Below are 25,338 nucleotides of genomic sequence, written 5' to 3'. Positions count from 1 at the left end.
GAAACAAAAACGATAATGACAACAGGGCGACCTGAAGAATGAATGATATGGCTGCCGTAACAGGACAACTGGCAAGACTCAGGGAATCCCTCCAGCAGAAACAGCAGGAGCTTGACGGCATGGCGAGCTTCTCCGATGCCGAACGCACCCGCAGTATCCAGTTCATCGGCAAGTTGATGCAAGCCTGTCGCGGCCACGATCGCGAGCTCGACAACCGGCTCGCCAAGCTCAAGCAGAAACTTGAAGGCAACCCTCCGCTCACCTCCATCGATGCCGATCTGATCGCCATCGAGAAGCTGTTGCAGCAGCACAGCCACACCATGGAAGAGTCCATCAGCCTGACCCGGGCAGCCATCGATCTCGGCAGCAAACAGCTCAAAACCATCAAGGGGTTTCCGGAAGATACCCGCCGCGCCCTCAAGGAGTTTCTCGCCAGCCCGGAGAGTTACGGCATCGGCGATCACCAGAAGAAGGTGATCCGGCTGCTGGAGTTCTACCAGCAGGCGATCAAGATCCAGCTGCTGCCGCGCAAGCCGCTGATCCCCCCTTCGGCGGAGATCCCCACCGAGCTCTCCAGCCCGGCCCCTACCGACTCCTTTGACATCAAGGCACATGCCCAGATTTCAGACGAGTTGCAGCGTCTCATCACCGAGCTCGACTTTGCCGGCGCCGTGGGCGAGAGCCTCGCAGACATCCGCCGCCAGTTGCTCGGGGGCATCACCCCTGCCCTGCTGGCCGAAGTCTGCCTGCAGATCATCGAACTCATCATCGAGGGTACCCGGGAAGAGCGCAAAGCCTCCCAGGCGTTTCTCAGCACCCTGAACGAGAGTCTCTCCTCGGTCCATTACAGCTTTACCGAATCCCTGGATGAAGGGCGGGCGCTGCAAAATGCCGCCCATCTCAGCGGACAGGCGCTGGAGCGGGAACTCGCCGCCATCGATCGCGCCATGGCAGCCCATGACTCGCCACAGATACTCAGGGGCGCCATTTCTGGGCATCTGGACACCATCCGCCGGCTGCAGCAGGAGCGGGAGGAGATGGCCAACCGCGAGCGCCACCTGCTCACCCACCTCTCCAACATGGAAGCCAAGCTCAGGTTGATGAAGGACGAGACCGCCGAGTACAAGAAGCGGCTCAGCATCCAGAAACACAAGCTCTTCCTCGACAGCCTGACCCAGGTACACAACCGGGCGGCCCTGGACGAGCGGCTCGAGCTCGAATACAAACGCTGGCTACGCTATGGCACCCCCCTGTGCCTGGCCATCATCGACATCGACCACTTCAAGCACATCAATGACAATTACGGCCACATGGCCGGCGACAAGGCATTGAAGGTGGTTGCCAAGGCCCTGCAGAACGCCTTGCGCGACACCGACTTCATCGCCCGCTTTGGCGGTGAGGAGTTCGTGGTCCTGCTGCCGAACATCAATCCGGACAAGTACCAGAAGCCGCTGGAGAACCTGCGTCAGACCATCAAGAGCATCCCGTTCCGCTTTCGCGATGCCAGGGTCGAGATCACCATCTCCATCGGTGCCACCCTGTTTCGGACCGGCGACCATACCACGGATGCGTTCGAGCGCGCCGACAAGGCGCTTTACAGTTCCAAGCACTCCGGCCGGGATCAGGTCAATCTCGCCTGAATCCGCTTTGAGGGGCGGCTAAAAAAGCGGCAAACGCACAGTCCCCCTATTCCCCTGCCCACCCCCTTGCCTCTACTATCGAACCCGAGGGATGCCAAAGCATCCCGTTTTCTCCCCAGGGAAAGCACAACGATAACAAGCGAGTGAAAGGGGAAATTATGATTACACACATCAATCCCGTGGGCAGCATGGACCTGCTGTCCCAGCTCGAGGTGGATCGCCTCAAGCAGACGGCCTCCAGCGATATCTATCAACTGTTTCGCAACTGCTCGCTGGCGGTCCTCAACTCCGGCAGCCATACCGACAGTTCCAAAGAGATACTGGAACGTTTCAAATCCTTCGATATTCACGTGATCCGGCGCGAGCGCGGGGTCAAGCTCGAGCTGTTCAACGCCCCCGAGCACGCCTTCGTCGACGGCGAGATCATCCGCGGCATCCAGGAGCACCTGTTCTCCGTGCTGCGGGACATTCTCTATGTGTCGACCCAGCTCGAGTCCAATCGTCTGGTCAACCTGACCAGCTCCACCCATATCTCCAATGTGGTGTTCGCCATCCTGCGCAACGCCAAGGCGATCCTGCCCGGCGCCGATCCCAACCTGGTGGTCTGCTGGGGCGGCCACTCCATCAACGAGGTGGAATACCAGTACACCCGGGCGGTGGGTAGCGAGCTGGGTCTGCGCGAGCTCAACATCTGTACCGGCTGCGGTCCGGGTGCCATGGAGGGCCCCATGAAGGGGGCCGCCGTCGGCCACGCCAAGCAGCGGGTGCGCAACGGCCGTTACATCGGTCTCACCGAGCCTTCCATCATCGCCGCCGAACCGCCGAACCCCATCGTCAACGAGCTGGTGATCCTGCCGGACATCGAGAAGCGGCTGGAAGCCTTCGTGCGTCTGGGTCACGGCATCATCATCTTCCCGGGCGGGGTCGGCACTGCCGAGGAGCTGCTCTACCTGCTCGGCATCATGATGCACCCGGCCAACGATCGCCAACCCATCCCCATCGTGCTGACCGGCCCGAAAGAGAGCGCCGACTACTTCCGCGCCATCGACGACTTCGTCAAGGCGACCCTGGGGGAAGCCGCCACCAGTCTCTACCGGATCATCATCGGCGATGCGCCCGAGGTGGCCCGCGTGATGAAGGAGGCGATGCCGAAGATCCGCGAATACCGCAAGTCGGTGGGAGATGCCTACTCCTTCAACTGGTCCCTGCGGATCGAGCCCGAGTTCCAGCTGCCGTTCGAGCCGGATCACGCCAGCATGGCCAGCCTGGATCTGCATCGCAACCAGCCACCCCAGCTGCTGGCAGCCAACCTGCGCCGCGCCTTCTCAGGTATCGTCGCAGGCAACGTCAAGGAAGGGGGCATCAGGGCCATCGAGAAGAAGGGTCCCTTCAAGCTGCACGGCGACAAGGAGCTGATGCACCTGATGGACAGATTGCTGGAAAGCTTCGTCAAGCAGCAGCGCATGAAGCTGCCGGGCAGCCAGTACGTTCCCTGCTACGAGATAGTCAAATAGTCGGGACATCACAATGCACCGCACCGGAGGGGCCCATGGGCCCCTCTTTCATTGACTGGTCTTCTACGGGGTTAGCAGGAGACGCCACCATTGTTACAATGGCAATCCCCGACGCCCGGAGTGCCCCATGCCACACCTGCTCATCATCGATGCCCTCAACCTCATCCGCCGACTGCACGCGGTGCAGAGCCAGCAGGGACTGACCCCGGCTCAGGCCCTGCTCGCCACCCGTGCCAACCTCATCAACACCTGCAAGAAGCTCCTGGCGGCCAGCGAGCCGACCCACGCCATCGCGGTCTTTGACGGTGAGGTCCACAGCTGGCGCAAGACGCTCTATCCCCCCTACAAGGAGGGCCGCACCCCCATGCCGGATGAGCTGAGAGAAGGGCTTGCCGACCTGCAGGACGCCTTCTGGGAGTGCGGTGTGGATGCCCTGCTCTCCCAGACCGACGAGGCGGACGATCTCATCGCCACCCTGGCAAGCGGCATTGCCCAGCACGGCGCCAGCGCCACCATCATCTCCACCGACAAGGGGTTCTGCCAGCTCATCTGCCCGCAGATCCGGGTGCGGGATTACTTCAACAAACGCTGGCTGGATGCCGCCTTCGTCCAGCAGCAGTACGGCGTTACACCGACCCAGCTTGTGGACTTCTGGGCCCTGACCGGTATCAGCGGCTCCAACATCAAGGGGGTGCCCGGCATTGGCCCCAAGACCGCCACCCAGTTGCTGCAGCAATACGGGGACCTGGCTGCCATGCTGGAGGCCTGTGAGCGGGAGGAGGCCACCAGACCCCTGCTCAAGCTGCGCCAGCACCGGGAAGAGGCCCTGCTGGCCCAACGCCTGGTCCGGCTGCAGCACGATATCCCGCTCGGGTTCAACCTGCGGGAGATCCGCTACCCTCCCATCCCTGATGCCGGGGCGTGATCCCCAGCACACCATTTCCCAAGACAGGCCGTACCTGTTGACATAAATGGGTAAAATGTAAAGAAACATGGAGGATGTGGTGCAAAAATGGTATAAAGCCGACGAATCCTCCCCCTCTGTTCCCTAGAAGTGGATACGCCTCATGTCAAAAAGAAAGATTACCGTCATCCCGGGCGACGGCATCGGCCCCAGCATCATCGAATCCGCCATCCAGATCCTGACCCACGCGGGTTGTGACTTCGACTACGAATACGCAGACGCCGGTCTGGTAGCCCTGGAAAAACATGGCGAGCTGCTGCCCCAGGCCACCCTCGACCTGATCGAGAAGAACAAGGTCAGCCTGAAAGGCCCGCTCACCACTCCGGTCGGCGGCGGCTTCACCTCCATCAACGTCTCCCTGCGCAAGAAGTTCAATCTCTACGCCAACGTGCGCCCCGTCCTCTCCTTCAAGGGCACCAAGAGCCGTTACGACAACATCGACATCATCACGGTGCGCGAGAACACCGAAGGCATGTACTCCGGTGCCGGCCAGAAGCGCAGCGATGACAACCAGAGCGCCGAGGCGATGAGCATCATCACTCGGGAAGGGGCCGAGCGCATCGTCACCTTCGCCTTCGAGCTGGCGCGCCAGGAAGGACGCAAGAAGGTCACCATCATCCACAAGGCCAACATCCTCAAGTCCACCTCCGGCCTGTTCCTGGAAGTGGCCCGTCAGGTCGCGGCCCGCTACCCGGACATCCAGAACGAGGAGATGATCGTCGACGCCGCCTGCATGAACCTGGTGATGTACCCGGAACGCTTCGATGTGATGGTCACCACCAACCTGTTCGGCGACATTCTCTCGGATCTCTGTGCCGGTCTGGTGGGGGGGCTGGGCATGGCGCCGGGCGCCAACATCGGTGAAGGGGCCGCCATCTTCGAAGCGGTACACGGCTCTGCGCCGGACATCGCCGGCAAGAACATCGCCAACCCCACCTCGGTGATCCTCGCCTCCATCCAGATGCTGGAGTATCTCGGCATGCAGGACAAAGCGGAGCGCATTCGCGAGGCCGTGCGGGCGACCATCGAGTCCGGTGATCGGGTGACCCGTGACCTGGGGGGCACAGCGTCCACCAGCGAATTCACCCAGGCCATCATCGACCGTCTATAAATAGAATCCAACCATATGATTTTAAAAGGGAGCTTCGGCTCCCTTTGTTTTATGCCAACGCCTCCCTACCTCCCTCGCCAGATGAATACTATGTTGATATGAGGGATAAGGAGATCCACCATGCGTGCTACTTTCATCTTGCTGATTGTCAGCAGCAGTGCCACGGCATTAGACAGGCCAGTCGACAATGCCTGGTTGACGCCGCCTCCCCAGCACGAGGCGCCAGCCAAGCAGACCTGGCAATCCACCCTGGATACCAACGATCTGCTCAAACAGCCCAAGCCGCTCTCTCTGGGGGTGGATATCACCACCGACAGCAACGGTAATCGGCAGATCACCCCCTATCAGAAGCTGAACCTCACGGCAGAGAAGAGCGTCAGCCTCTCCTTCGAAAAGCAAAAGCCCAGGATCAAGTTCAACGCTGGCGGCATCAACACCTCGGTCAAGCTTCGCGGGGATGGCGTCAAGATGCAGTTCAACCCCAGTGACAAGACCATTCCCCTGCAAATTGAGCTGAAGATCACCGACGACGAGTCCATGATGCGTCTGGACTACCGCTTCTGATGACCCAGACACAAAAAAACCGGACGTCACCGTCCGGTTTTTTCATGCCCTGTTCCCGATGCTGCTTCAGGACTTGGGGGACAGCTTGGAGACCCAGAACTTGTTGTAGACGTGCACCGTGATCTCTTCGCGATCGTGATAGAGCTGTTTGGCCTGAATGATGAAACCGCCATCGATCTCTGCCAGCAGTCCGCGCAGCACCTCGATGTTGTGCACCGCCTCGGCGTAGCGCTTCTTCATCGGCAGCTTGAGGTTGAACATGGCTTCCTGACAGTCGTTCTCCCTGAACCAGTCGGCCACCATGTGGGTCACTCGCGCCGGCTTGTCCACCATGTCGCACACCAGCCAGTAGGTATTCTTCTTGCTCGGCCGCCACACGAAACCATCGTCACGGATGTGCTTCACCTGGCCTGTGTCCATCAGGGATTGGGCCATCATGCCGTTGTCCACCGCCGTCACCATCATGCCACGACGCACCAGCTGATAGGTCCAGCCACCCGGGCAGGCGCCAAGATCCACGGCCTTCAGGCCGGAGCACAGGCGCAAGTCCCACTCTTCCTTCGGCACGAAGACGTAGAACGCCTCTTCCAGCTTGAGGCTGGAGCGGCTCGGGGCATCGGCCGGGAATCGCAGGCGCGGGATCCCCATGTGGAAGGCAGAGTTGTTGAAGGAGTAGGAGTACCCCAGCATCAGGTGGTCATTGGCCAGGAAGAAGGCGTGGAACACGGGACGGTTCGGGGTCTCCTTCTTGGTCAGGATCTCGTTGCTGCGCAGCGCCTGGCGAAGCGGCACGGTGAACTTGCGGCAAAAGGCGGAGAGCTCCTTCGCCTCGTTGGTATCGGCCGTCTCCACCCGAAGATCCCCGCAAATGGCGTAACCGCTCGCCGCCTCCAAGATGGGAGAGACCCGATCGCTTATTTCCAGATCTTTCAGCTCGTGGGTCACCACCAGCATCTGGCGAATGAAGATAAGCTCGCGGAACGGCAGCTTGCGCGCCAGCAGATCGGCCTGCTCCTCGTCATACAACTCGAAGATCACATAGCCGCTGTCGTCCTTGACCCGGGCAAAGCCGTAGCACTGCATGTTGCCGGCACGCTCGGTGATCTCTGCCGCCGCCTCTTTCTCAAAACCCGGGCGGCAATAAAGCAGCAGATTATTCATTCTTTCCTCCAAGACGACAGCCGGCCCACATCAGAGCCGCCCATCCCAACATAAAACAGAGGCCACCGGCCGGGGTGATGAGCCCCAGCCCCTTGCTGCCAAGCAGCACCATGGCGTAAATACTGCCGGAGAATCCCAGGATCCCCAGCACAAAGACGGCGCCCGCGAAGGTGATCACCTTGCCGCGCACGCCGCACAGCCCCAGCACCAGCAGGGCCAGGGCGTGGAAAAACTGGTATTGCACGGCGGTGTTGAACGCCGCCAGCAACGAAGGAGCAATGCCGGTCGCCGCCAGCCCGTGAGCGCCGTAGGCCCCGAGCATGGTGGCCGTCAGGCCGAAGAAGCCCGCCAGCACCAGCCAATGTCGTTGGATCTGCATCTTCTCTCCTTGCACGCTTCTTCTCTCGACCCGCTCGAGATGGTCAGGAGCGGCCCACCGCCGCGATAAAATCCTTGATCCGCTCCGCAGCCAGTCGCAGGTTCTCCTGCTCGCTCATGCCGCTCGCCTTTCTCGGTTTGAAACCATGATCCCCGTCGGTCAGCCAGTGGACCGATACGGCGGGTGAGAAGGGGAAATCGGCCAGCTCGGCGCGGGAACCGAAGGTATCGCGCTCCCCCTGCAGCAGCAGCGTGGGCGTCGTGATCAGCTTGAGCACCTCGCCCCGCCATGCGTCGGGCTTGGCCGGGGGGTGGAAAGGATACCCGAGAACGATCAATCCTGCAGCATCCATCTCGTCGCCCCCCTCGCAAAACAGCTCGGCCGCCATCCTTCCCCCCATGGACTTGCCCGCCAGAAACAGCCGGGGATGGGCAAACTGACGCACCATCTCGCGCCAGTGGGCGAGCAGCACGGGTTGTCTGTCCGGCGGCCTGCGTTTGCCGTCCTGAGCCCGTTTGGTCATGTAGGGGAAGTTGAAGCGCACCACCTCGATCTCCGGCCCCGCCAGCAGTCGCGACAACTCGGCCAGGAAGCTGTGCTCCATGCCCGCCCCCGCGCCGTGGGCCAGCAGAATGCGAACGGGGGCGTCACTCGCCCCCTCTCTTGTCAGGTCAGTCACCAGGTCAACTCCTCAGGCATCGGCAAGGCGGGCACGCCTGCGGGCCTCTTCCTGCTCCACCAGTTCCAGCATCCAGTCGCGAAAAGCCACTATCTTGCCCTGATCGGACTGCTGCTCCTGACACACCAGATAGAAAGCGTTCTTGCTCACCAGCACCTGCTCGAACGGGCAGATGAGACGCCCCGCCTCGATCTCCGGCTGGGCCAGCACGCTGTGGCCGAGCGCCACCCCCTGACCGTGGATCGCCGCCTGGATCACCATGGTGGAGTGGCTGAAGATGGGCCCCTGATTGACATTGGGCGCGTCGATATCGAGCTGGCGGAACCAGGCCTTCCAGTCGCGCCGGGAGGTGTCGTGCAGCAGGGTGTGACGGGTCAGATCGTCCGGGGTGCGCAGGGGCTTGGGGCCGGTCAGCAGCAGGGGGGAGCAGACCGGGATCAGGTACTCGGTGTGCAGCTTGTCCGAGCGCAGCCCCGGCCAGTTGCCGCGGCCGTAGTAGATGGCCACGTCCACGTCGTCGGTGAGGGAGCCCTCGTCCATGTCCACCGCCTTGATCCGCACATCGATGTCCGGGTGGCGTTCGCTGAACTTGACCAGGCGGGGCACCAGCCACTGGATGGCGAAGCTCGGCTGCAGGGAGACGGTGAGCGCCCCCTTGGCGCTGCGGGCCAGCAGCTTGTCAGTCGCCTCGGAGATGGAGGCAAAGATGTCCTTGATATCGAGGAAGTAGCTCTGCCCCTCCTCGGTCAGTAGCAGGGAGCGATTCTTGCGGCGAAACAGCTTGATGCCGAGATACTCCTCCAGCGCCTTGATCTGGTGGCTGATGGCTGCCTGGGTCACGAACAGCTCTTCTGCTGCGCGGGTAAAGCTCAAGTGACGAGCCGCGGCTTCAAACGCTTTCAGTGCATTGAGCGGAGGTAAACGACGAGACATGGAATCGGCCGACGATGAATTTTTCTAATGGGGCGCATTATAAATTGTCGGTTGCGGGTCGACCAGTGAATAAACATAATTCGCCACGCAATTCGTTGTCATATGGCTCACACCTTCTCTTCCATGTTGGTTTACATGTGGTTTTTGTGAGTGAGTCGACAGTGATTGTGGTGTTGTGTTTCTTCCTCTGCGGGAAGAAGGGCTAAATCAGGTCGATTTAACCCAGTCTGTCATCTGAATGTGTTTGGCGCCTCCGGTTGGATGGCGCCTTTTTTCTTATCCTCCCCTACACCCGGAACTGGCCCACCAGTTGCTGCTGCTTGTCCGCCAGTTGCGACAGCTCGCGCCCGTTGTCAGCGGAGGTCGCCGCTTCCGCCCGAATGGTATGGCTCACATCGCGAATGTTGCTGACGTTGCGATTGATCTCGTCCGCCACGCCGCTCTGCTCCTGCGCGGCCCTCGCGATCTGCTCATTCATCTGGTGGATGGTGCCGACCGCCTGGATGATCTGCTCCAGCACGCTGACCGACTGCTCCACCTTGGTGAGGGTCAGATCCGCCTGGTGATGGCCGGTCAGGATCGCTTTCACCACCGCCTCCGTCCCCGACTGCAACTGGCCGATGAGGTTCTGGATCTCGACGATGGCGTTCTGGGTTCGGCCCGCCAGGTTGCGCACCTCGTCGGCGACCACCGCAAAACCGCGCCCCTGCTCACCGGCTCGGGCCGCCTCGATGGCCGCGTTCAGGGCCAGCAGGTTGGTCTGCTCGGCGATCCCCTGGATCACCACCAGGATGTCGTTGATGTTGTCGCTGTTGGCGGAGAGGTGCTCCACCACTGGTTTGGCATCGCTTATCACCGTCATCAGTCTGGACATGGCCTCCTGGGTCTGCGCCACCACGGACTTGCCCTCCTGGGCCGCCGTGTCGGCCTCATCGGCCGCCGCCACCGCCGCATTGGCATTGCCAGCGACCTGCAGGGCGGTAGCGCTCAACTCTTCAAACGCGGTCGCCACCAGATCCACCTCCTGATACTGGGACTGCATGCCGGCGCTGGTACGGGCTGCCCCTTGCGCCGCCAGGGCCGCACTGGCCCGAGTGCCCGCAACGGTGTCGATCACCTGGCTGATGGTGGATTGCAGCTTGTCCAGAAACTTGTTGAACCACTTGGCCAGCTCGCCTATCTCGTCATCCCTGCGCAGATCGATGCGCTGGGTGAGATCCCCCTCCCCGCTGGCGATGTCCTTGAGGCGTGCCACCACGGCGCGGATGGGCGCCACGATGCGCTGGGCCATCAGCCAGATGCAGAGCAGGGCGAGCGCCGAAATCCCGCCACCTATGGTGAGCTGGGTGGCCACGCTGCGCTGGGCCTGATCCTCAAGCTCCCCTTGCAGTTGCAGGGCCGAGGCGAGCACCACGGCACGGGGCAGCTCGATATAGATGCCCCACTTGCGATCCGTACGGCGCATGCTGACCGGCACGAAGGTCTGCAACAGGGCGCCGTCCGGGCTCCAACGGGTGGCCACGTCCCCCTTGGCGAGCCAGCCGTCGAGATCCTGCGCCAACGGCGATTGCGCCAGGCGGTTGCCAAGGGCGACCGGGAACCCTTCCACGCCGGCCACCCGCCCTTCACTGCTGAGCAGAAGCACCTTGCCCTGCCCCTTGTAGAGGGTCCGGCCCATCTCTTCCACCAGGCTCTGCAGGGTCCCCAGGGAGATGTCGACCCCCACCATGCCAAGCAGGGAGCCCTGGTCCAGCAGCGGCACGGTCACCGAGGTCATCAACACCTGCTGGGTTCCCACCTCGTCCACATAGGGTTCGAGCAGACAGAGCGCCTTGCTGCGGATGCTGCAACTGTACCAGTCGTTCTCAAGGCCGCCGTGTCCGGAGGGCTTGTCGTTGGCCAGCATCGCCTCGTCCATCACCTCCAGGCTGACCTTGCCGTCGACCCTGGCCCAATAGCTGGAAAAACGCCCCTTGTCGTTGGCTCCAAGCGCCGTCGACCCCTGATAGTTGTCATCCTCCCCGTCGAGCTGGTTGGGTTCGAATACCGCATAGACACCGAGCAGGTTCGCTGACGACTCCGCAGCATCCTGCAACTGCTGGTTGACGGCATTGCGCAGCGCCTCGGAGTGAACGAAGTTGTCGGCCGCGTTCTTGCGCTGGAACAAGATGCCCTCGGCAAGCAGGGTCGCCCTGAAGTAAGCCTCATCGAGGTAGCTGGTCACCCGGGCTGCCTGGGTCGCCCCCATGGCCTGCATCCAGTTTTCTGCCGCGTGCTGCCCCTCCAGGGTGGTGGAGGTGAGCACCTGCTCCTGCATGCGGGCCGCGTTGAAAAGAGAAGAAGCCACCAGCGCGACGGCACTGGCCAGCAGACAGCAACCGGCGATCAGGGTGATCCGTCCCTGAACAGAAAGAGAACTCATGCCACTATTTCCTAACGTCTACAGATGTGAACACTGTATCGGTTTTGGATACAAAAACTTAACTAAATCAGCAGAGATCCAGGCTTAATTGATTGATTTCACCCGCTCCGGGCAAACCAACGACCAGACCGAGCAGGCGAATGGGCTTTCCTTGAGCCCGTTGCAGTCCCTCGTGCAGCAGATCGTGGAAACGGGCCGCCTGATAACTCCCCTTGCGGTAGACGGTGGTCTGGTGAAAATCGGCAAACTTCAGCTTGATCCCCTGCCCCATCAGCATCTCCGCAGGGCAGGCCTTGGCAAAACGCTGCTCCAGCTCGGGAATGAGCCGGCTGAGCACCTGCCAGCAGGTGTCCTCGTCCAGCACGTCGCTGGCGAGCGTCGTCTCTACTCCGATGCTCTTGCGCACCCGCCTGGCCTGCACCGGCTGATCGTCATGCCCCCAGATGCGGCCGGCCAGCATCTCCCCGAGCTTGCCGAAACGGGCGATCAGCTCCTCGTTGCCGAGCTGGCGGGCATCTTCGCACGAATACAGCCCGAGGGACTCCAGCCGCTCTGCCGTCTTGCGGCCGATGCCGGGCAACTTGCCAAGGGGGAGCTGGCGCACGAACTCGTCCACCTCCTGGGGGCGGATGACGAACAGGCCGTCAGGCTTGCGCTGCTCGGAGGCGAGCTTGGCCAGAAACTTGTTCGGCGCCACACCGGCCGAGGCAGTCAACCCAAGCTCGGCGCTGATGGCGGCACGGATCTCCGCCGCCATCAGGGTGGCGCTGCCACCGCAGCGGGGACTCAGGGTCACGTCGAGATAGGCTTCATCGAGGGAGAGCGGCTCCACCTGCTCGGTGTAGCGCAGGAAGATGGCGCGCAACTGGCGCGAAGTTTCTTTGTAGACGGCCATCCGCCCGGGGATCAGCACCAATGGCGGACAGAGCTTTCTGGCCAGGGCGCTCGGCATGGCGGAGCGCACCCCGAAGCGGCGCGCCACGTAGTTGCAGGTGGAGATGACCCCGCGTCGGTCGGCGGCGCCACCGATGGCGAGCGGCACCTCCCTGAGGGCCGGGTTGTCCCGCATCTCCACTGCGGCGAAGAAGCAGTCCATGTCGATGTGAATGATCTTGCGCATGGCCGTGTCTGTTGCTGTGTCGACAGCCTCCCGAACAGATCATAGGGATAGACCCTGGGCATCCGGCGAGGAGGCGTGTCGAACGACAAAAATACTGTATGGATAACCAGTTGAACGTTCCATGCTACCCCAAGCCTGTCATTTCTGCCAGTCTGCGCGCGGGCGCGGCGGCATAGACTCTCAAGGCCACATCCACACGAGACTCAAGGAGGAGAAGCATGAGCATCATCCGGGCGGGGCTCTGCCTGCTGCTGTTGCCGCTAGCGACCATGGCCAAGGATCACCCGACAGCCGAATGCAGCTGGCTGTACAAGCGCATCGAGATACTGGAAACCGCCATCAGGCAGGGAGATGAACTGGGCACCAGGGAAGAGCTGGCAAAGCGAAAGAAAGAGTTCAAGGCAAAGGCATGCAGCCAATATGACTACTGACCCCATGCCACATAAAATAACGAGCCGACCCAGGGGTCGGCTCGTTTCGTTGCAAGGCTGCCTTCAGAGCGATATCCGTCGTTAGATGATGCGGTTGTCCACCAGCATCTTGCGACGAGCCTCTTCCTTGGCCATCTTCTTCTTGCGGTTGTCGCAAGGCTCGGGGCAGTCGCACTCCTTCTCGATCCCGATGGAACCCAGGCCGCCACAGGAGCCGGAGATGGACTTGCGCTGGAAAATGTAGCCGATGGCCATGGCCACCACGACCATCAGAAACACCCCGAAGGTGATCAGAAAGATCTGCATGTAGTTACCCCTTACTTCTTGACCAGATATGGTTTGAAGGCATCCGAATAAGCCTCTTCGAACCCGTCATCCGTCTTGGTGATGGTGAAGATGGCCAGCCCCCGTTCCTTGGCATAGGCCAGGCTCTTCTCCGGCCCCATGACCATAAACACGGTCGCCAACCCGTCTGCAGTCATGCAGGAGGGGTGGATGACGGTCACCGACACCAGGCGGTGCTGGATGGGCTTGCCCGTCAGCGGATCCATGGTGTGGGAGAAGCGCTTGCCGTCCAGCTCGTAATAGTTGCGGTACTCGCCCGAGGTGGCCACCCCGTTGTCACCGGGCAGGATCACCTCCTGTACTGAACCGGCATTGACGGTCGGCTTCTCGATGGCGACACGCCAGGGATGCCCCTTGCCGTTGACACCGTTGATGCGCAGCTCGCCGCCTATCTCCACCAGATAGTTGCGCGCCCCCTGGGACTCCAGGTACTCGGCCACCTTGTCTACGCCAAACCCCTTGGCAATGGCGGAGAGATCCACGTAGAGGTCCGGGATGTCCTTTTGCAGGGTATCGGCATCGGCAGAGGTTATCACATGCAGATTGCCAAGGCCCGTCTTCTGCCGGGTCTGGGCGATCAGCTCGTCGGACGGCACCTTGGTCGGTCTGGCATCCGGCCCAAAGCCCCACAGATTGACCAGAGGACCGACGGTGACGTCCAGCGCCCCGCGGCTCTCGCGGCCAATGTGAATGGCCTCGGTCACCACCCGCGCGGTATCGCGGGAAACCACCACAGGGGTATTGCTCTTGTGCTGGTTGAAGCGTGACAGCTCGGAATCCGGGCGATAGGTCGACATCTGATCGTTGACCCGCTCCAGCAAGACGTCGACCTCGGCTTGCAGCCTGGCGGCATCCTGAACAGCGCTATCTGCCACCTTGATGGAGTAGTAGGTACCCATGGTGCTGCCGGTGATGTGGATCTCCGGCTTCGATTGGACCGTTTTCTGACCGCACCCAGTCAAGAAAAAGGCTAGCCCGAAGGCTAGCCAGGTCTTTACAACGCTGTGCATGGATTAACCACCGAAGTCATCCAGCAGGATGTTCTCGTCTTCAACACCGAGGTTTTTCAGCATGTTGATGACGGCGGCGTTCATCACGGGAGGCCCGCACATGTAGAACTCGCAATCCTCAGGCGCCTCGTGGTTCTTGAGGTAGTTCTCGAACAACACGTTGTGGATGAAGCCGGTGTAGCCATCCCAGTTGTCTTCCGGTTGCGGATCGGACAGGGCGACGTGCCACTGGAAGTTGTCGTTCTCGGCCTGCAGCATGTCGAAGTCTTCGACATAGAACATCTCGCGCTTGGAACGGGCACCGTACCAGAAGCTCATCTTGCGCTTGGTCTTCAGACGGCGCAGCTGGTCGAAGATGTGGGAGCGCATCGGCGCCATACCCGCACCACCACCGACGAACACCATTTCGGCGTCGGTGTCCTTGGCGAAGAACTCGCCGAACGGACCGGAGATGGTCACCTTGTCACCAGCCTTCAGGCTGAAGATGTAGGAAGACATCTGGCCGGGAGGGGCAGTCCAGTTGCTGGGCGGCGGGGTTGCGATCCGCACGTTCAGCATGATGATGCCGAACTCTTCCGGATAGTTCGCCATGGAGTAGGCACGGATGATCGGCTCGTTGACCTTGGACTCCAGCTCGAAGATCTTGAAGCGATCCCAGTCGCCACGATACTCCTCGGGAATATCGAAGTTCTTGTACTGCACGTGGTGGGCAGGCGCTTCGATCTGGATATAACCACCGGCGCGGAACGGCACGCTCTCGCCATCGGGGATCTGCAGCTTGAGCTCCTTGATGAAGGTGGCCTTGTTGTCATTGGAGATGACGGTACAGTCCCACTTCTTCACGCCGAAGATCTCTTCCGGCAGCTCGATGTCCATGTCGGAGCGCACGGTGACCTGGCAGGCCAGACGCTCGCCATGACGGGCTTCGCCCTTGCTGATGTGATCCAGCTCGGTCGGCAGGATGTCGCCGCCGCCGGACTTCACCCGCACCTTGCACTGACCACAGGAGCCACCGCCGCCACAGGCGGAGGAGACGAAGATACCACTGCCGGCGAGCACGCCAAGCAGCTTGCCACCCGCCGGGCTGGTCACAGCCTTGGCCGGGTCGCCGTTGATGCTGATTGTCACGTCACCGGCGGTCACCAGCTTGGACTTGGCGAACAGAATGACTGCCACCAAGGCCAGCAGGATCACGGTGAACATGACCACACCCAGAATAATTTCCATCTATATTTCCTTTCCGATTACAGGGAAATACCAGAGAAGGACATGAAGCCCAGCGCCATCAGACCCGCGGTGATGAAGGTGATGCCGAGGCCGCGCAGGCCTTCCGGAACATCGGAATATTTCATCTTCTCGCGGATCCCTGCCATCGCGACGATAGCCAGCATCCAGCCTGCACCCGACCCCACGCCATAGACCACGGACTCAACGAAGTTGTAGTCACGCTGCACCATGAAGGAGACGCCGCCGAAGATGGCGCAGTTCACGGTGATGAGCGGCAGGAAGATACCGAGGGCGTTGTAGAGGGCCGGGAAATACTTGTCCAGCGCCATCTCCAGGATCTGCACCAGGGCCGCGATCACCCCGATGAAGGTGATGAAGCTCAGGAAACTCAGATCCAGACCGGATACCAGGGCACCGTCTTTGAGCACGTAGTTGTAGATCAGGTTGTTGGCCGGGACGGCAACGGTCTGAACCACGATAACGGCAATCCCCAGACCCATGGCGGTCTTGACCTTCTTGGACACCGCCAGGAAGGTACACATCCCCAGGAAGAAGGAGAGCGCCAGGTTCTCGATGAAGATCGAGCGAATCAACAGACTGATATAGTGTTCCATACCTTAATCCTTCGCCTCCACCTGCTTGGGATCCTTGGTGCGCACGCCCCAGATGATCAGACCAATGATGAAGAACGCACTCGGCGGCAGCAGCAGCAGGCCGTTGGGCACATACCAGCCACCATTGTTCACCAGCGGCAGCAGCTCGATGCCGAACCAGGTGCCGGAACCCAGGATCTCGCGCACGGTGGCCACGGTCAGCAGCACGGCGCCATAACCCAGACCGTTGCCGATACCGTCCAGGAAGGAGGGCAGCGGGGCACTCTTCATGGCGTAGGCTTCGGCACGACCCATCACGATACAGTTGGTGATGATGAGGCCGACGAACACCGACAGCTGCTTGGAGATGTCGTAGGCATACGCCTTGAGCACCTGGTCAACCACGATAACCAGCGAGGCAATCACCGCCATCTGGGCGATGATCCGCACGCTGTTAGGGATCTGGTTGCGGATCAGAGAGATGAACAGGTTGGAGAAGGCGGTGACCGCGGTAACGGCCAGCGTCATCACGAACGCCGTCTTCATCTGGCTGGTAACGGCCAGCGCGGAACAGACACCCAGCACCTGCAGTGCGATGGGGTTGTTGCCGAGCACAGGCGTCAACAGCAACTTTTTCATTTCGCTCTTGTCAGCCATTGTTGATTTCTCCTGCACGTACCTTGGCCAGGAAGGGACCGAAGCCCTTGGGGCCCATCCAGAAGTCGAAGGTGTGCTGTACACCATTACCGGTCAGGGTTGCACCAGACAGGCCGTCGATTTCATGCTCGGAACCAGCCGGAGCATGGCCCTTGATCACCCGCAGCGCAGGCTGACCGTTCTGGTCGAACAGCTTCTTGCCGACGAACAGCTCGCGCCAGGCCGGGTTCTCGATCTCGCCACCCAGACCCGGGGTTTCACCGTGGTCATAGTAGGTGATGCCCTTGATGGTCTGACCGTCGGCCGCGACCGCTACGAAGGCATACATGGTGGACCACAGACCCTGGCCGTAGATCGGCAGGATGATGTTGTCCACCTTGCCTTCGGCATCTTTCGCGAAGAACACGGGAACCAGCTTGGAGATCTGACGCAGGCCGGCCTTGTCGTCGGCCGGGGCCAGACGGATGCTCTTGGCCGGATCCTTGGCGGCAACCTTGGTGTCGAAGTTGTCGGCGTCGCCGTCAACGAACTCACCAGTGGTCAGATCCACCAGACGCGCTTCAATCTTGTCGCCATAGAGCTGGGCCAGATCACGCTTGGCCACGGCGCTGATGTCGACGCCGGCGACGGACAGGATGTTGCTTTGCTTGTCCAGTGCCTTGTTTTCCAGCTGGGCCGGACGCAGACCCACGGCAGCCACGGAGACCACGATGGAGCAGACCAGACACAGACCGGTCACTACGGCGAGGGTGCCGGTAGTAGAGTCTTTATTAAACGCCACGTGCGATCCTCCGCTTGATGTTCGCCTGCGCCACGAAATGGTCAAACAAGGGGGCAAACAGGTTGGCGAACAGAATGGCCAGCATCATGCCTTCCGGGAAGGCAGGGTTCACTACCCGGATCAGCACCACCATCACGCCGATCAGGGCGCCATACCACCACTTGCCCTTGTTGGTGAAGGCAGCGGAGACGGGGTCGGTCGCCATGAAGGCCATGCCGAACGCGAAGCCACCCAGCACCAGGTGCCAGTGCCACGGCATGCTGAACATGGGGTTGGTATCGGAACCGATGACGTTGAACAGCAGGGAGGTCGCGACCATGCCGACCATGACGCCAGCGATGATGCGCCAGGAGGCGATGCGCATGTAGACGATCATGGCCGCGCCGATGAGGATCATCAGGGTGGAAACTTCACCGATGGAACCGGGCAGGTTGCCAAGGAAGGCGTCCATCCAGCTGATGGCTTCACCGGTGGCACCGTTGATCAGCGCCATCTGGCCGCCCTGGGCCCACTGGCTCAGTGCGGTTGCGCCGGAGAAGCCGTCAACGGCAACCCAGACCGCATCGCCGGAGATTTGACCCGGGTAGGCGAAGAACAGGAAGGCACGACCCGCCAGCGCCGGGTTCAGGAAGTTTTTGCCGGTACCACCGAACACTTCCTTGGCCAGCACCACACCGAAGGTGATACCCAGGGCAGCTTGCCACAGGGGCAGCTCGGGCGGCACGATCAGGGCGAACAGGATGGAGGTCACGAAGAAGCCTTCGTTGATCTCGTGCTTGCGCACCATGGCGAACAGCACTTCCCAGAAACCACCGACGATGAAGACGGTGATGTAAATCGGGAAGAAGTGCGCCGCACCGATCAGCATCTTGCTGCCGATGCCGGCGACGGCCGGATCCAGCGAGGCACCGAACAGGGTGGCCAGGGCGTATTGCCAGGAATCGGCACCGGCCGCGCTGCCCATGTGGGCGATGGCGGCGATGGACTGGTTGCCGACGTTGTACATGCCCCAGAACATGGCCGGGAACACAGCCAGCCACACCATGATCATCATGCGCTTCAGATCGATCGCATCACGGACGTGGGCGGCATTGCGGGTCACGGAACCCGGGGTATAAAACAGGGTGTACGCCGCTTCGAACAGGGCATAGTACTTGGCGTACTTGCCACCCGGCTCGAAGTGATGTTCCATATTTTCAAGAAGTTGCTTGAAACTCATCGCTTAACCTTCCAGTTCGATCTTGGTCAGGCACTCACGCAAGACGGGGCCGTACTCTGTCTTGCCGGGGCAGACGAAGGTACAGAGCGCCAAATCTTCCTCATCCAGCTCCAGGCAGCCGAGCGCCTGCGCGCTGTCGGTGTCACCGGAGATCAGATCCCGCAGCAGCAGGGTCGGCAGGATGTCGAGCGGCATCACGCGCTCATAGTTGCCGATTGGCACCATGGAGCGATCACTACCGTTGGTGGTGGTAGTGAAGTTGATGAGTTTGCCCTTCATCAGGTGAGAGAGGGTGGTACGGGTGATGGAGAACTTGTTGGCACTGGGTTTGACCCAGCCCATGAACTCTTTCTCACGGCCTTCGCCCAGCACGCTCACCTGGTTGTGGAAGCGACCCAGGTAGTCATGGACCCCTTCGGCCTTGGCACCGCTCAGCAGGGAACCGGAGATGATGCGGTTTTCGTCCGCACGCAGCTCGTTGTTGGTCAGCTGGCTGAGGCTGGCACCCAGACGGGTACGCAGCAGACGCGGCTTGATGACGTTCGGGCCAGCCAGGGAGATCACCTTGTCGGTGAAGATCTGGCCGGTGGTGAACAGCTTGCCGTAAGCGATCACGTCCTGATAGTTGATGTGCCACTGCACCTTGTTGGCACCGACCGGATCCAGGAAGTGGATGTGGGTGCCCGGCAGACCGGCGGGATGCGGACCGACGAACACGGCTTCCTTGACCTGGGCCAAGGAGGAGTGCGGCAGGCTGGCTTCGCCCTTGCAGACGTGGACGGTACCATCGGTCAGGCGGGTCAGCACGGCCAGACCGTCGAGGAAGGCCTGGGCCTGTTCCTTGATGATCAGCTCCGCACTGGCGGCCAGCGGGTTGGTGTCCATGGCGGTGACGAAGATGGCGCGCGGGGTGGAACCCACGGCAGGCACCTTGCTGAACGGGCGGGTACGCAGCGCGGTCCATTGGCCTGATGCGACCAGGCTCTCCTGCACCTTGCTACGCTCGAGCTGTGGCAGCTCGGCGGAGGCAAAATGCTCAAAGGTCACCTGCTCGTCGGACCCATCGATGTCGATGACGACGGACTGGAGAACACGCTTGGCACCACGGTTGATCTCAGAAACCACACCGGTGGCAGGGGCCGTGAATTTAACGCCGGGATTCTTCTTATCTTCGAAGAGCTCCTGACCTTTAATGACGCGATCACCTACTTTGACAAACATAGTAGGACGCATCCCCACGAACTCTTCGCCGAGTGTAGCAACACGGGTGATGGCCGGGCCATCGTAGATTACTTGCTCCGGAGCACCCAGCACGGGGATGTCCAGTCCTCTTTTAATTGTAATCATACTCACTTGCACTACCGTTAAGGGAAGACAGGTTGGTTAGCGCCGAGAAATACATCACGACGAGTTGTTGAATGAGCCCGTCAACATCGCGGAAAGCTGTCGAAGAAATAAACAAATCAGCAACATACAGGATCATTCAAAAGCGCCTGAGTTTACCACCTTAGGCGAGTTAGCCGCCACGCCAAATGGGGAAAATCCCCGCCCTATCACAAAATTAACCTTCACTGAATATTTCGCGCACGTCCTTGCAAACCGTGGTTTTAAAGGACTTTTCGCAAAACTAACCATATAGAGGTATTCTTCAGGCACAAGAAAAAGGATTAGAAAAAATAATGCTCCTCCCCCTCATCCCTGGCTGCACACCATTCGTGATAGCGCTGTTAATGGCCCGAGGAAGGCGCCATCAGAAGGTCCAACGGCTCACGCAAAGGGGGATTTGCTGACGCAACCCGGCGTCTTTGGCGCCTGCTCCCGGGCCTGCCACTCGGATTCGGTATAGGTATGCAGCGCCAATGCATGAATGGCTCCCGCCAGCTCGTCGGCCAGCACCCCGTTCACCTGACGATGGCGACCCAGCAAACGCTGTCCCTCAAACGCCTGGCTCACCACGACTACCTTGAAGTGGCTTTCGGAGCCCGGTGCCACCCTGTGCATGTAGCTCTCATTGATCACTTCCAGGTGGCTCGGGGAGAGCGCGGCGGCCAGCTTGGCCTCTATCTGTTGTTGCATGCTCACGGTAAGGACTCCTCGTTGAATATCCGGCCATTGTAGCCAGGGTTGTGCGCCCGATGCATCAGGTACGAAGGATCCGCTCGCTCTCGCCGCACCGGACTGGTGAATTTCTCCGCCGCCGCTAGAATAGCGCCACTTTCACCGCTGCCGGGCAACACGGGGCAGACGGTCGCCATTCATCAATCACACGTTGGACTCTTGCCTATGCAAACCCTGCTCGACACGGCCCACTGCCGCCTGACCCTGTATCGTTACCCACGGCAGAGCCAGGACCCCCTGCAGGCCTGGGATGCGGCGGACGAGTACCTGATAAGCCACCTTGCCGAATCGCAGCAGGCACCTGACGGCCCCGTCATCATCATGAACGACGGCTTCGGTGCCCTGGCAGGCTACCTGCATGCCCACGCCCCCGTCTGCGTGACCGACTCCCACATCAGCGAGCGGGCCACCCTGGCCAACCTGGCGGAAAACGGGCTGGATCCCCACTCCATCACCCTGCAGGATGCCCTGGCCCCCCTGCCCGATGCCCCCGCCCTGGTGGTGATCAAGGTCTCCAAGTATCAGGCGCTGCTGGAGCAGCAACTGCTTGCCCTGCGCGGGGTCGTGACCCCTGCGACCCGCATCATTGCTGCCGGCAAGGCCAAGGACATCCACACCTCCACCCTCAAGCTGTTCGAAAAGTATCTGGGGGAGACCCGCACCTCGCTCGCCTGGAAGAAGGCGCGCCTCATTCATTGCACCCCGGCCGCCGAGCGCCCGTCCCTGACCAGTCCCTTCCCGACCGTCTGGCCGCTGGAAGGCACCGACATGCTCATCCACAACCATGCCAACGTGTTCTCGCGCACCAGCCTGGATATCGGCGCCCGCTTCATGCTGGACAACCTGCCCATCCACAGTGCCCGCAGGGTGATCGATCTGGGCTGTGGCAACGGCGTGCTCGGGCTCTCCCTGCTCGCGCGGGACAGCGAGGTGGAGGTGACCTTCATCGACGAATCCCGGATGGCGGTGGCGTCCGCACGGCTCAACGTCGAGCACAACCTGCCCGATGCCCTGCCCCGTGCCCACTTCATGGTCAACAACTGTCTCGATGACGTTCCCGTCGGGGCAGCGGACAGGATCCTCTGCAATCCCCCCTTCCATCAGTTGCAGGCGATCACCGATCACATCGCCTGGCAGATGTTCAGCGACGCCCACCGGGTGTTGCCTCAGGGGGGCGAACTCTGGATAGTAGGCAACCGTCATCTGGACTATCACAACAAACTCAAGCGCCTGTTTGGCAACGCACAAGTCGTTGCGTCGAACAGCAAATTCGTTATTTTGAAAGCCATCAAACGCTAAAGATAAAGCTAAAGGAAACCCATGATGAAAAAGTCACTCTTGCTGCTGGCCGCTCTGGTATTGGGCGGTTGTGCTACTCACTGGCCCGAGAGCGCCCTGCTCAACCCGCAAGTCATCCCCTCCAACCAGCAGTACTACTCCGGCAACCGCATCACCATGGAAGGGGTGGACAAGCGTGAAGCCGCCTATGTCTTCTCCATCAAGAAGAAAGAGAAGGCTCCTGTGCTGGTGAACAGCAGTCAGCCTCTCAACAGCCTGCTGGCTGAAAAACTGGCGGAAGGGCTGCGCAGCCAGGGCCTGGAAGTGGGCAACAGCGGCACCACCAACCTGACGCTGGCCATCTCCACTGCCGCCGTCACCGTGGAAGAGAAGACCTTCACCTATGTCACCAAGTCCCGCGTCAGCCTGCAGGTGATTGCGGACTTCCAGGGCAGCAAGCTGACCAAGCAGTTCAACATGTCCTCCAGCAAGGAGGGCCCGGGCGAACCGAGCATGGCCGATCTGGAATCCACTCTGAACCAGCAGCTGGGCAGCGTGCTGCAGCAGATCATGGCCGACGAGGCGCTGCGCGGTTATCTCAAGGGTCAGCCGAGCTGAGCGAGGATATATAAATGAAGAAACTCTGGTTACTGGTCACCCTGATCGCCCCCCTGGCTTTTGCCGGTCAAAAAGTCCAGATGGAGACCAACCATGGCACCATCGTCGTGGAGCTGGCCCCCAAACAGGCGCCCCAGACCGTGAAGAACTTCCTGCGCTACGTGGCAGACGGCAGCTATGACGGCAGCCTGTTCCACCGGGTGATCCAGAACTTCGTGGTGCAGGGTGGAGGCTACAACCAGCAGTTCCAGCCCCTGCCGACCTTCGATCCCGTGGTCAACGAGTCCAGAGGCGGCCTGCCCAACAAGCGCGGCACCATCGCCATGGCCCGCACCCAGGCGGTCGACAGCGCCACTCGCCAGTTCTATTTCAATCTGGTGGACAACGACAACCTCAACGCCAATGCCGGCGCCGGTTACACCGTGTTCGGCCAGGTCGTGAAGGGGATGGAGGTGCTGGACAAACTGGCCCAGGTCCAGACCGGCTACAGCTCCATCCTGCGTGCCAACGACGTCCCCACCAGCCCCATCATCCTGAAGAAAGTGGTGCTGCTCGCGGACAAATAACGCGGCCCGGATCACATTCCACCGCGTCCCTGAACGGGTCACCGGTCTCTTTTTCTATACTCTGCTCCCCGATGTGTGCCACGCATCGGGGAGCAGAACCAGAAGGAGGAGCCGGTGACCTGTCATGATTACATAACCCAACACGCCGGCCCGCTGGCCCAGGCGGTTCGCCATTTTCTGGCACGCAAGATTCCCTATCAGCAGCTGGAAGACTTGAGTTGGCAGCTCCTCTCCCACTGGCAGGCGCTCTGCGTGATCCCCATGGACAAAACCCCCGCCAACGCACAGGAAGGAGTGTTCTGGCATCTGCTTCACAGCCTGCACCTGTGGGATGAGCAGCGCCTCCTCTGTGATGACGCGCTGCGCCTGCAACTCATGGCCTGCGCCAATTTTCTCGCCGACGGGGGCCCCTGCCCGCACCACTGCATCGGCTCACGTCCCTGAAACCTGCCGCCCGCCACTCGGCTTGCCTTGGCTACGCCTGCCGAACCTGACAAAATGACCCCCTTTTCCCAGAGGAGTCAGGCTGTTGAACAATCTCCGCCCGCCCAGTCACACACCGGGCCGCGCCACCCGCTGGCGAGATGCCCTCGCCGTCTATCTGGAAGCGCGGGTACTCATCCTGTTCGCCATGGGATTCTCCTCCGGCCTGCCCTTGCTGCTGGTCTTTGGCACCCTCTCGTTCTGGCTGCGCGAGGCGGATGTCAGCCTGACCGACATCGGTTACATGAGCTGGGTTGCACTGGCCTACGGTTTCAAGTGGCTGTGGTCGCCCCTGGTGGATCGGCTGCCCCTGCCCCTGCTGTCACGGCTGCTTGGGCGACGACGCAGTTGGATGCTGTTCTCCCAGGTGCTGATCGCCCTCTCCCTGGTGGGGATGGCCTATTGCGATCCCAAGACCCAGCTCGCCCAACTGGCCCTCTTCGCCCTGCTGGTGGCTTTCTCCTCTGCCACCCAGGACATCGTCATCGATGCCTATCGCATCGAATCCGCTCCCGAGCGGCTGCAGGCGGCCATGGCCGCTTCTTATATGACGGGGTATCGACTCGCCATGATCATGGCGGGAGCGGGGGCGCTGGCGCTGGCGGCCTGGCTCGGCAGCAACAGCGGCTATGACTATCGCGGCTGGCAGCTCACCTATCTGCTGATGGGAGGGCTGATGTCTCTTGGCATCCTCACCACCCTGATGAGTCACGAGCCGCAGATCGATCTCAAGAGTCAGGACGAGCAGCAGATGGCGCGCAAGGCTACCCTGCTGGCACGGGGTTGGTCACCCACGCTGGCCGGGCTGGGGGCCTGGACCTACGAGGCCATCTGGTGTCCCTTCGCCGACTTCTTTCGCCGCTACGGCTCCTCGGCCCTGCTGATCCTCGGGCTTATCGCCTGCTATCGCATCTCGGACGTGGTGATGGGGGTGATGTCCAACAGCTTCTATGTGGATCTGCAGTTCAGCAAGACGGAAGTGGCCACCATCACCAAGGTCTATGGTGTCATCATGACGCTGGTGGGAGCCGCGCTCGGGGGCGTGCTGGTGATGCGCTTTGGCACCCTGCGCATCCTGTTCCTCGGCGCCGTGCTGACCGCCAGCACCAATCTGCTGTTCGCTCTCCTCAACGAAGTGGGCCACAACCTGGAGCTGCTGACTCTGATCATCTCGCTGGACAACCTCAGCGCCGGCATAGCGACGGCTGCGTTTGTAACCTATCTATCGAGCCTCACCAACGTAGCCTTCTCCGCCACCCAGTACGCCCTGTTCAGCTCCATCATGCTGTTGCTGCCCAAGTTGCTGGCGGGGTTTTCTGGTCGCGTGGTGGAGCAGATCGGCTACAGCCACTTCTTCATCGGCACCAGTCTGCTCGGCATTCCGGTGATGATCCTGATCATCATGGTTGCCAAACGAGGCAGCACCTTGTCACCACAAACGCACAAATAGCAAGCGTTTGCGCATTTTAGGGGGTGATTAGATTCACAAATCCTGACAAAGTTCCCTGGTGCTTGTTTATCCGTT

General features: G+C 60.9%; 26 protein-coding genes. 11 read left to right on the top strand and 15 right to left on the bottom strand.

Features of this window, described 5'->3' with window-relative positions:
- Positions 1 to 38 precede the first annotated feature (38 nt).
- The 5 genes from PG883_RS12290 to PG883_RS12270 all read left to right on the top strand — a co-directional run bounded on the left by PG883_RS12290 (position 39) and on the right by PG883_RS12270 (position 5,793).
- On the top strand, positions 39 to 1,640 hold the full coding sequence (locus PG883_RS12290) for a GGDEF domain-containing protein (RefSeq protein ID WP_043152479.1): 1,602 nt from the start codon (positions 39 to 41) through the stop codon (positions 1,638 to 1,640).
- Between the two features lie 158 nt (positions 1,641 to 1,798).
- Positions 1,799 to 3,154, top strand: a complete 1,356-nt coding sequence (ppnN, locus tag PG883_RS12285) for a nucleotide 5'-monophosphate nucleosidase PpnN (RefSeq protein WP_010673382.1) — start codon at positions 1,799 to 1,801, stop codon at positions 3,152 to 3,154.
- Positions 3,155 to 3,281: 127 nt separating this feature from the next.
- Positions 3,282 to 4,079 carry a flap endonuclease Xni gene (gene xni, locus PG883_RS12280; protein WP_042864270.1) on the top strand — a complete coding sequence of 266 codons (798 nt, stop codon included), beginning with the start codon at positions 3,282 to 3,284 and terminating at the stop codon, positions 4,077 to 4,079.
- 142 nt (positions 4,080 to 4,221) lie between these two features.
- On the top strand, positions 4,222 to 5,229 hold the full coding sequence (locus PG883_RS12275; RefSeq protein WP_010673380.1) for an isocitrate dehydrogenase: 1,008 nt from the start codon (positions 4,222 to 4,224) through the stop codon (positions 5,227 to 5,229).
- A 120-nt stretch (positions 5,230 to 5,349) separates the two neighbouring features.
- Positions 5,350 to 5,793, top strand: coding sequence for a hypothetical protein (locus PG883_RS12270; RefSeq protein ID WP_010673379.1), 444 nt, complete (start codon positions 5,350 to 5,352; stop codon positions 5,791 to 5,793).
- Positions 5,794 to 5,859: 66 nt separating this feature from the next.
- On the opposite strand, the gene rlmM is transcribed toward PG883_RS12270, so the two are convergent.
- The 6 genes from rlmM to dinB all read right to left on the bottom strand — a co-directional run bounded on the left by rlmM (position 5,860) and on the right by dinB (position 12,487).
- Positions 5,860 to 6,954 carry a 23S rRNA (cytidine(2498)-2'-O)-methyltransferase RlmM gene (rlmM, locus tag PG883_RS12265; RefSeq protein WP_010673378.1) on the bottom strand — a complete coding sequence of 365 codons (1,095 nt, stop codon included), beginning with the start codon at positions 6,952 to 6,954 and terminating at the stop codon, positions 5,860 to 5,862.
- Positions 6,947 to 7,333 (bottom strand): DUF423 domain-containing protein, encoded by a 387-nt coding sequence (locus PG883_RS12260; RefSeq protein ID WP_010673377.1) that lies wholly within the window; start codon positions 7,331 to 7,333, stop codon positions 6,947 to 6,949. The genes rlmM and PG883_RS12260 overlap by 8 nt, the downstream gene beginning before the upstream one ends.
- A gap of 43 nt (positions 7,334 to 7,376) precedes the next feature.
- Positions 7,377 to 8,012: an alpha/beta fold hydrolase gene (locus PG883_RS12255; RefSeq protein WP_043152486.1), complete on the bottom strand. Its 636-nt coding sequence runs from the start codon at positions 8,010 to 8,012 to the stop codon at positions 7,377 to 7,379.
- A 12-nt stretch (positions 8,013 to 8,024) separates the two neighbouring features.
- A complete protein-coding gene (locus PG883_RS12250; protein ID WP_029313926.1) occupies positions 8,025 to 8,945 on the bottom strand; it encodes a transcriptional regulator GcvA in 921 nt (306 codons plus the stop codon).
- 286 nt (positions 8,946 to 9,231) lie between these two features.
- Entirely contained in the window at positions 9,232 to 11,367 is a 2,136-nt protein-coding gene (locus PG883_RS12245) for a methyl-accepting chemotaxis protein (RefSeq protein WP_043152488.1), read from the bottom strand.
- Between the two features lie 67 nt (positions 11,368 to 11,434).
- Positions 11,435 to 12,487, bottom strand: a complete 1,053-nt coding sequence (gene dinB, locus PG883_RS12240) for a DNA polymerase IV (protein ID WP_043152491.1) — start codon at positions 12,485 to 12,487, stop codon at positions 11,435 to 11,437.
- Between the two features lie 218 nt (positions 12,488 to 12,705).
- Here dinB and PG883_RS12235 point away from each other — a divergent pair, with 218 nt between their 5' ends.
- Positions 12,706 to 12,918 carry a hypothetical protein gene (locus PG883_RS12235; protein WP_039040708.1) on the top strand — a complete coding sequence of 71 codons (213 nt, stop codon included), beginning with the start codon at positions 12,706 to 12,708 and terminating at the stop codon, positions 12,916 to 12,918.
- Positions 12,919 to 12,999: 81 nt separating this feature from the next.
- Here the strand turns inward: PG883_RS12235 and nqrM are convergent, their stop codons facing one another.
- The 9 genes from nqrM to PG883_RS12190 all read right to left on the bottom strand — a co-directional run bounded on the left by nqrM (position 13,000) and on the right by PG883_RS12190 (position 20,826).
- Complete coding sequence (gene nqrM, locus PG883_RS12230; protein ID WP_010673371.1) at positions 13,000 to 13,224, bottom strand: (Na+)-NQR maturation NqrM; 225 nt, start codon at positions 13,222 to 13,224, stop codon at positions 13,000 to 13,002.
- An 11-nt stretch (positions 13,225 to 13,235) separates the two neighbouring features.
- The gene (locus PG883_RS12225; protein WP_270807239.1) at positions 13,236 to 14,273 is read right to left on the bottom strand and encodes an FAD:protein FMN transferase; all 1,038 of its coding nucleotides are present in this window, start codon (positions 14,271 to 14,273) and stop codon (positions 13,236 to 13,238) included.
- 3 nt (positions 14,274 to 14,276) lie between these two features.
- Positions 14,277 to 15,500 (bottom strand): NADH:ubiquinone reductase (Na(+)-transporting) subunit F, encoded by a 1,224-nt coding sequence (gene nqrF, locus PG883_RS12220; RefSeq protein ID WP_010673369.1) that lies wholly within the window; start codon positions 15,498 to 15,500, stop codon positions 14,277 to 14,279.
- Between the two features lie 17 nt (positions 15,501 to 15,517).
- Positions 15,518 to 16,114, bottom strand: a complete 597-nt coding sequence (gene nqrE, locus PG883_RS12215; RefSeq protein ID WP_005303538.1) for an NADH:ubiquinone reductase (Na(+)-transporting) subunit E — start codon at positions 16,112 to 16,114, stop codon at positions 15,518 to 15,520.
- 3 nt (positions 16,115 to 16,117) lie between these two features.
- A complete protein-coding gene (locus PG883_RS12210) occupies positions 16,118 to 16,750 on the bottom strand; it encodes an NADH:ubiquinone reductase (Na(+)-transporting) subunit D (RefSeq protein ID WP_005303545.1) in 633 nt (210 codons plus the stop codon).
- Positions 16,743 to 17,531 (bottom strand): Na(+)-translocating NADH-quinone reductase subunit C, encoded by a 789-nt coding sequence (locus PG883_RS12205; protein WP_039040709.1) that lies wholly within the window; start codon positions 17,529 to 17,531, stop codon positions 16,743 to 16,745. The genes PG883_RS12210 and PG883_RS12205 overlap by 8 nt, the downstream gene beginning before the upstream one ends.
- Positions 17,521 to 18,750 carry an NADH:ubiquinone reductase (Na(+)-transporting) subunit B gene (locus tag PG883_RS12200; RefSeq protein WP_010673367.1) on the bottom strand — a complete coding sequence of 410 codons (1,230 nt, stop codon included), beginning with the start codon at positions 18,748 to 18,750 and terminating at the stop codon, positions 17,521 to 17,523. Before PG883_RS12200 ends, PG883_RS12205 begins: the two co-directional genes overlap by 11 nt.
- A 3-nt stretch (positions 18,751 to 18,753) precedes the next feature.
- Positions 18,754 to 20,097 (bottom strand): Na(+)-translocating NADH-quinone reductase subunit A, encoded by a 1,344-nt coding sequence (locus PG883_RS12195; RefSeq protein ID WP_052816329.1) that lies wholly within the window; start codon positions 20,095 to 20,097, stop codon positions 18,754 to 18,756.
- Between the two features lie 420 nt (positions 20,098 to 20,517).
- Positions 20,518 to 20,826, bottom strand: coding sequence for a BolA family protein (locus PG883_RS12190; RefSeq protein WP_010673364.1), 309 nt, complete (start codon positions 20,824 to 20,826; stop codon positions 20,518 to 20,520).
- A gap of 207 nt (positions 20,827 to 21,033) precedes the next feature.
- Here PG883_RS12190 and PG883_RS12185 point away from each other — a divergent pair, with 207 nt between their 5' ends.
- The 5 genes from PG883_RS12185 to PG883_RS12165 all read left to right on the top strand — a co-directional run bounded on the left by PG883_RS12185 (position 21,034) and on the right by PG883_RS12165 (position 25,263).
- Positions 21,034 to 22,167, top strand: coding sequence for a methyltransferase (locus PG883_RS12185; protein WP_052816330.1), 1,134 nt, complete (start codon positions 21,034 to 21,036; stop codon positions 22,165 to 22,167).
- A 24-nt stretch (positions 22,168 to 22,191) separates the two neighbouring features.
- Positions 22,192 to 22,764: a YajG family lipoprotein gene (locus tag PG883_RS12180; protein ID WP_039040711.1), complete on the top strand. Its 573-nt coding sequence runs from the start codon at positions 22,192 to 22,194 to the stop codon at positions 22,762 to 22,764.
- Positions 22,765 to 22,778: 14 nt separating this feature from the next.
- Positions 22,779 to 23,330 (top strand): peptidylprolyl isomerase, encoded by a 552-nt coding sequence (locus PG883_RS12175; protein WP_010673361.1) that lies wholly within the window; start codon positions 22,779 to 22,781, stop codon positions 23,328 to 23,330.
- A gap of 114 nt (positions 23,331 to 23,444) precedes the next feature.
- A complete protein-coding gene (locus PG883_RS12170; RefSeq protein ID WP_052816331.1) occupies positions 23,445 to 23,774 on the top strand; it encodes a hypothetical protein in 330 nt (109 codons plus the stop codon).
- 85 nt (positions 23,775 to 23,859) lie between these two features.
- On the top strand, positions 23,860 to 25,263 hold the full coding sequence (locus tag PG883_RS12165; RefSeq protein ID WP_048208191.1) for an AmpG family muropeptide MFS transporter: 1,404 nt from the start codon (positions 23,860 to 23,862) through the stop codon (positions 25,261 to 25,263).
- The last annotated feature ends 75 nt before the right edge of the window (positions 25,264 to 25,338 follow it).

This window comes from Aeromonas sp. QDB25 (assembly GCF_027707725.1).
GTDB lineage: Bacteria > Pseudomonadota > Gammaproteobacteria > Enterobacterales > Aeromonadaceae > Aeromonas > Aeromonas caviae.
Note: the sequence above shows the minus strand (reverse complement) of the source record. Positions and strands in the feature narration are given on the sequence as shown.

Bases quoted from the DNA above. Each gene is read 5' to 3' on its own strand.
- PG883_RS12185 (WP_052816330.1), top strand. From the start codon at position 21,034: ATGCAAACCCTGCTCGACACGGCCCACTGCCGCCTGACCCTGTATCGT.
- PG883_RS12275 (WP_010673380.1), top strand. From the start codon at position 4,222: ATGTCAAAAAGAAAGATTACCGTCATCCCGGGCGACGGCATCGGCCCC.
- nqrF (WP_010673369.1), bottom strand. From the start codon at position 15,500: ATGGAAATTATTCTGGGTGTGGTCATGTTCACCGTGATCCTGCTGGCC.
- rlmM (WP_010673378.1), bottom strand. From the start codon at position 6,954: ATGAATAATCTGCTGCTTTATTGCCGCCCGGGTTTTGAGAAAGAGGCG.
- PG883_RS12250 (WP_029313926.1), bottom strand. From the start codon at position 8,945: ATGTCTCGTCGTTTACCTCCGCTCAATGCACTGAAAGCGTTTGAAGCC.
- PG883_RS12225 (WP_270807239.1), bottom strand. From the start codon at position 14,273: ATGCACAGCGTTGTAAAGACCTGGCTAGCCTTCGGGCTAGCCTTTTTC.
- PG883_RS12195 (WP_052816329.1), bottom strand. From the start codon at position 20,097: ATGATTACAATTAAAAGAGGACTGGACATCCCCGTGCTGGGTGCTCCG.
- nqrM (WP_010673371.1), bottom strand. From the start codon at position 13,224: ATGCAGATCTTTCTGATCACCTTCGGGGTGTTTCTGATGGTCGTGGTG.
- PG883_RS12260 (WP_010673377.1), bottom strand. From the start codon at position 7,333: ATGCAGATCCAACGACATTGGCTGGTGCTGGCGGGCTTCTTCGGCCTG.
- PG883_RS12180 (WP_039040711.1), top strand. From the start codon at position 22,192: ATGAAAAAGTCACTCTTGCTGCTGGCCGCTCTGGTATTGGGCGGTTGT.
- PG883_RS12210 (WP_005303545.1), bottom strand. From the start codon at position 16,750: ATGGCTGACAAGAGCGAAATGAAAAAGTTGCTGTTGACGCCTGTGCTC.
- ppnN (WP_010673382.1), top strand. From the start codon at position 1,799: ATGATTACACACATCAATCCCGTGGGCAGCATGGACCTGCTGTCCCAG.
- dinB (WP_043152491.1), bottom strand. From the start codon at position 12,487: ATGCGCAAGATCATTCACATCGACATGGACTGCTTCTTCGCCGCAGTG.
- PG883_RS12270 (WP_010673379.1), top strand. From the start codon at position 5,350: ATGCGTGCTACTTTCATCTTGCTGATTGTCAGCAGCAGTGCCACGGCA.
- PG883_RS12245 (WP_043152488.1), bottom strand. From the start codon at position 11,367: ATGAGTTCTCTTTCTGTTCAGGGACGGATCACCCTGATCGCCGGTTGC.
- xni (WP_042864270.1), top strand. From the start codon at position 3,282: ATGCCACACCTGCTCATCATCGATGCCCTCAACCTCATCCGCCGACTG.
- PG883_RS12290 (WP_043152479.1), top strand. From the start codon at position 39: ATGAATGATATGGCTGCCGTAACAGGACAACTGGCAAGACTCAGGGAA.
- PG883_RS12175 (WP_010673361.1), top strand. From the start codon at position 22,779: ATGAAGAAACTCTGGTTACTGGTCACCCTGATCGCCCCCCTGGCTTTT.
- PG883_RS12200 (WP_010673367.1), bottom strand. From the start codon at position 18,750: ATGAGTTTCAAGCAACTTCTTGAAAATATGGAACATCACTTCGAGCCG.
- PG883_RS12235 (WP_039040708.1), top strand. From the start codon at position 12,706: ATGAGCATCATCCGGGCGGGGCTCTGCCTGCTGCTGTTGCCGCTAGCG.
- PG883_RS12190 (WP_010673364.1), bottom strand. From the start codon at position 20,826: ATGCAACAACAGATAGAGGCCAAGCTGGCCGCCGCGCTCTCCCCGAGC.
- nqrE (WP_005303538.1), bottom strand. From the start codon at position 16,114: ATGGAACACTATATCAGTCTGTTGATTCGCTCGATCTTCATCGAGAAC.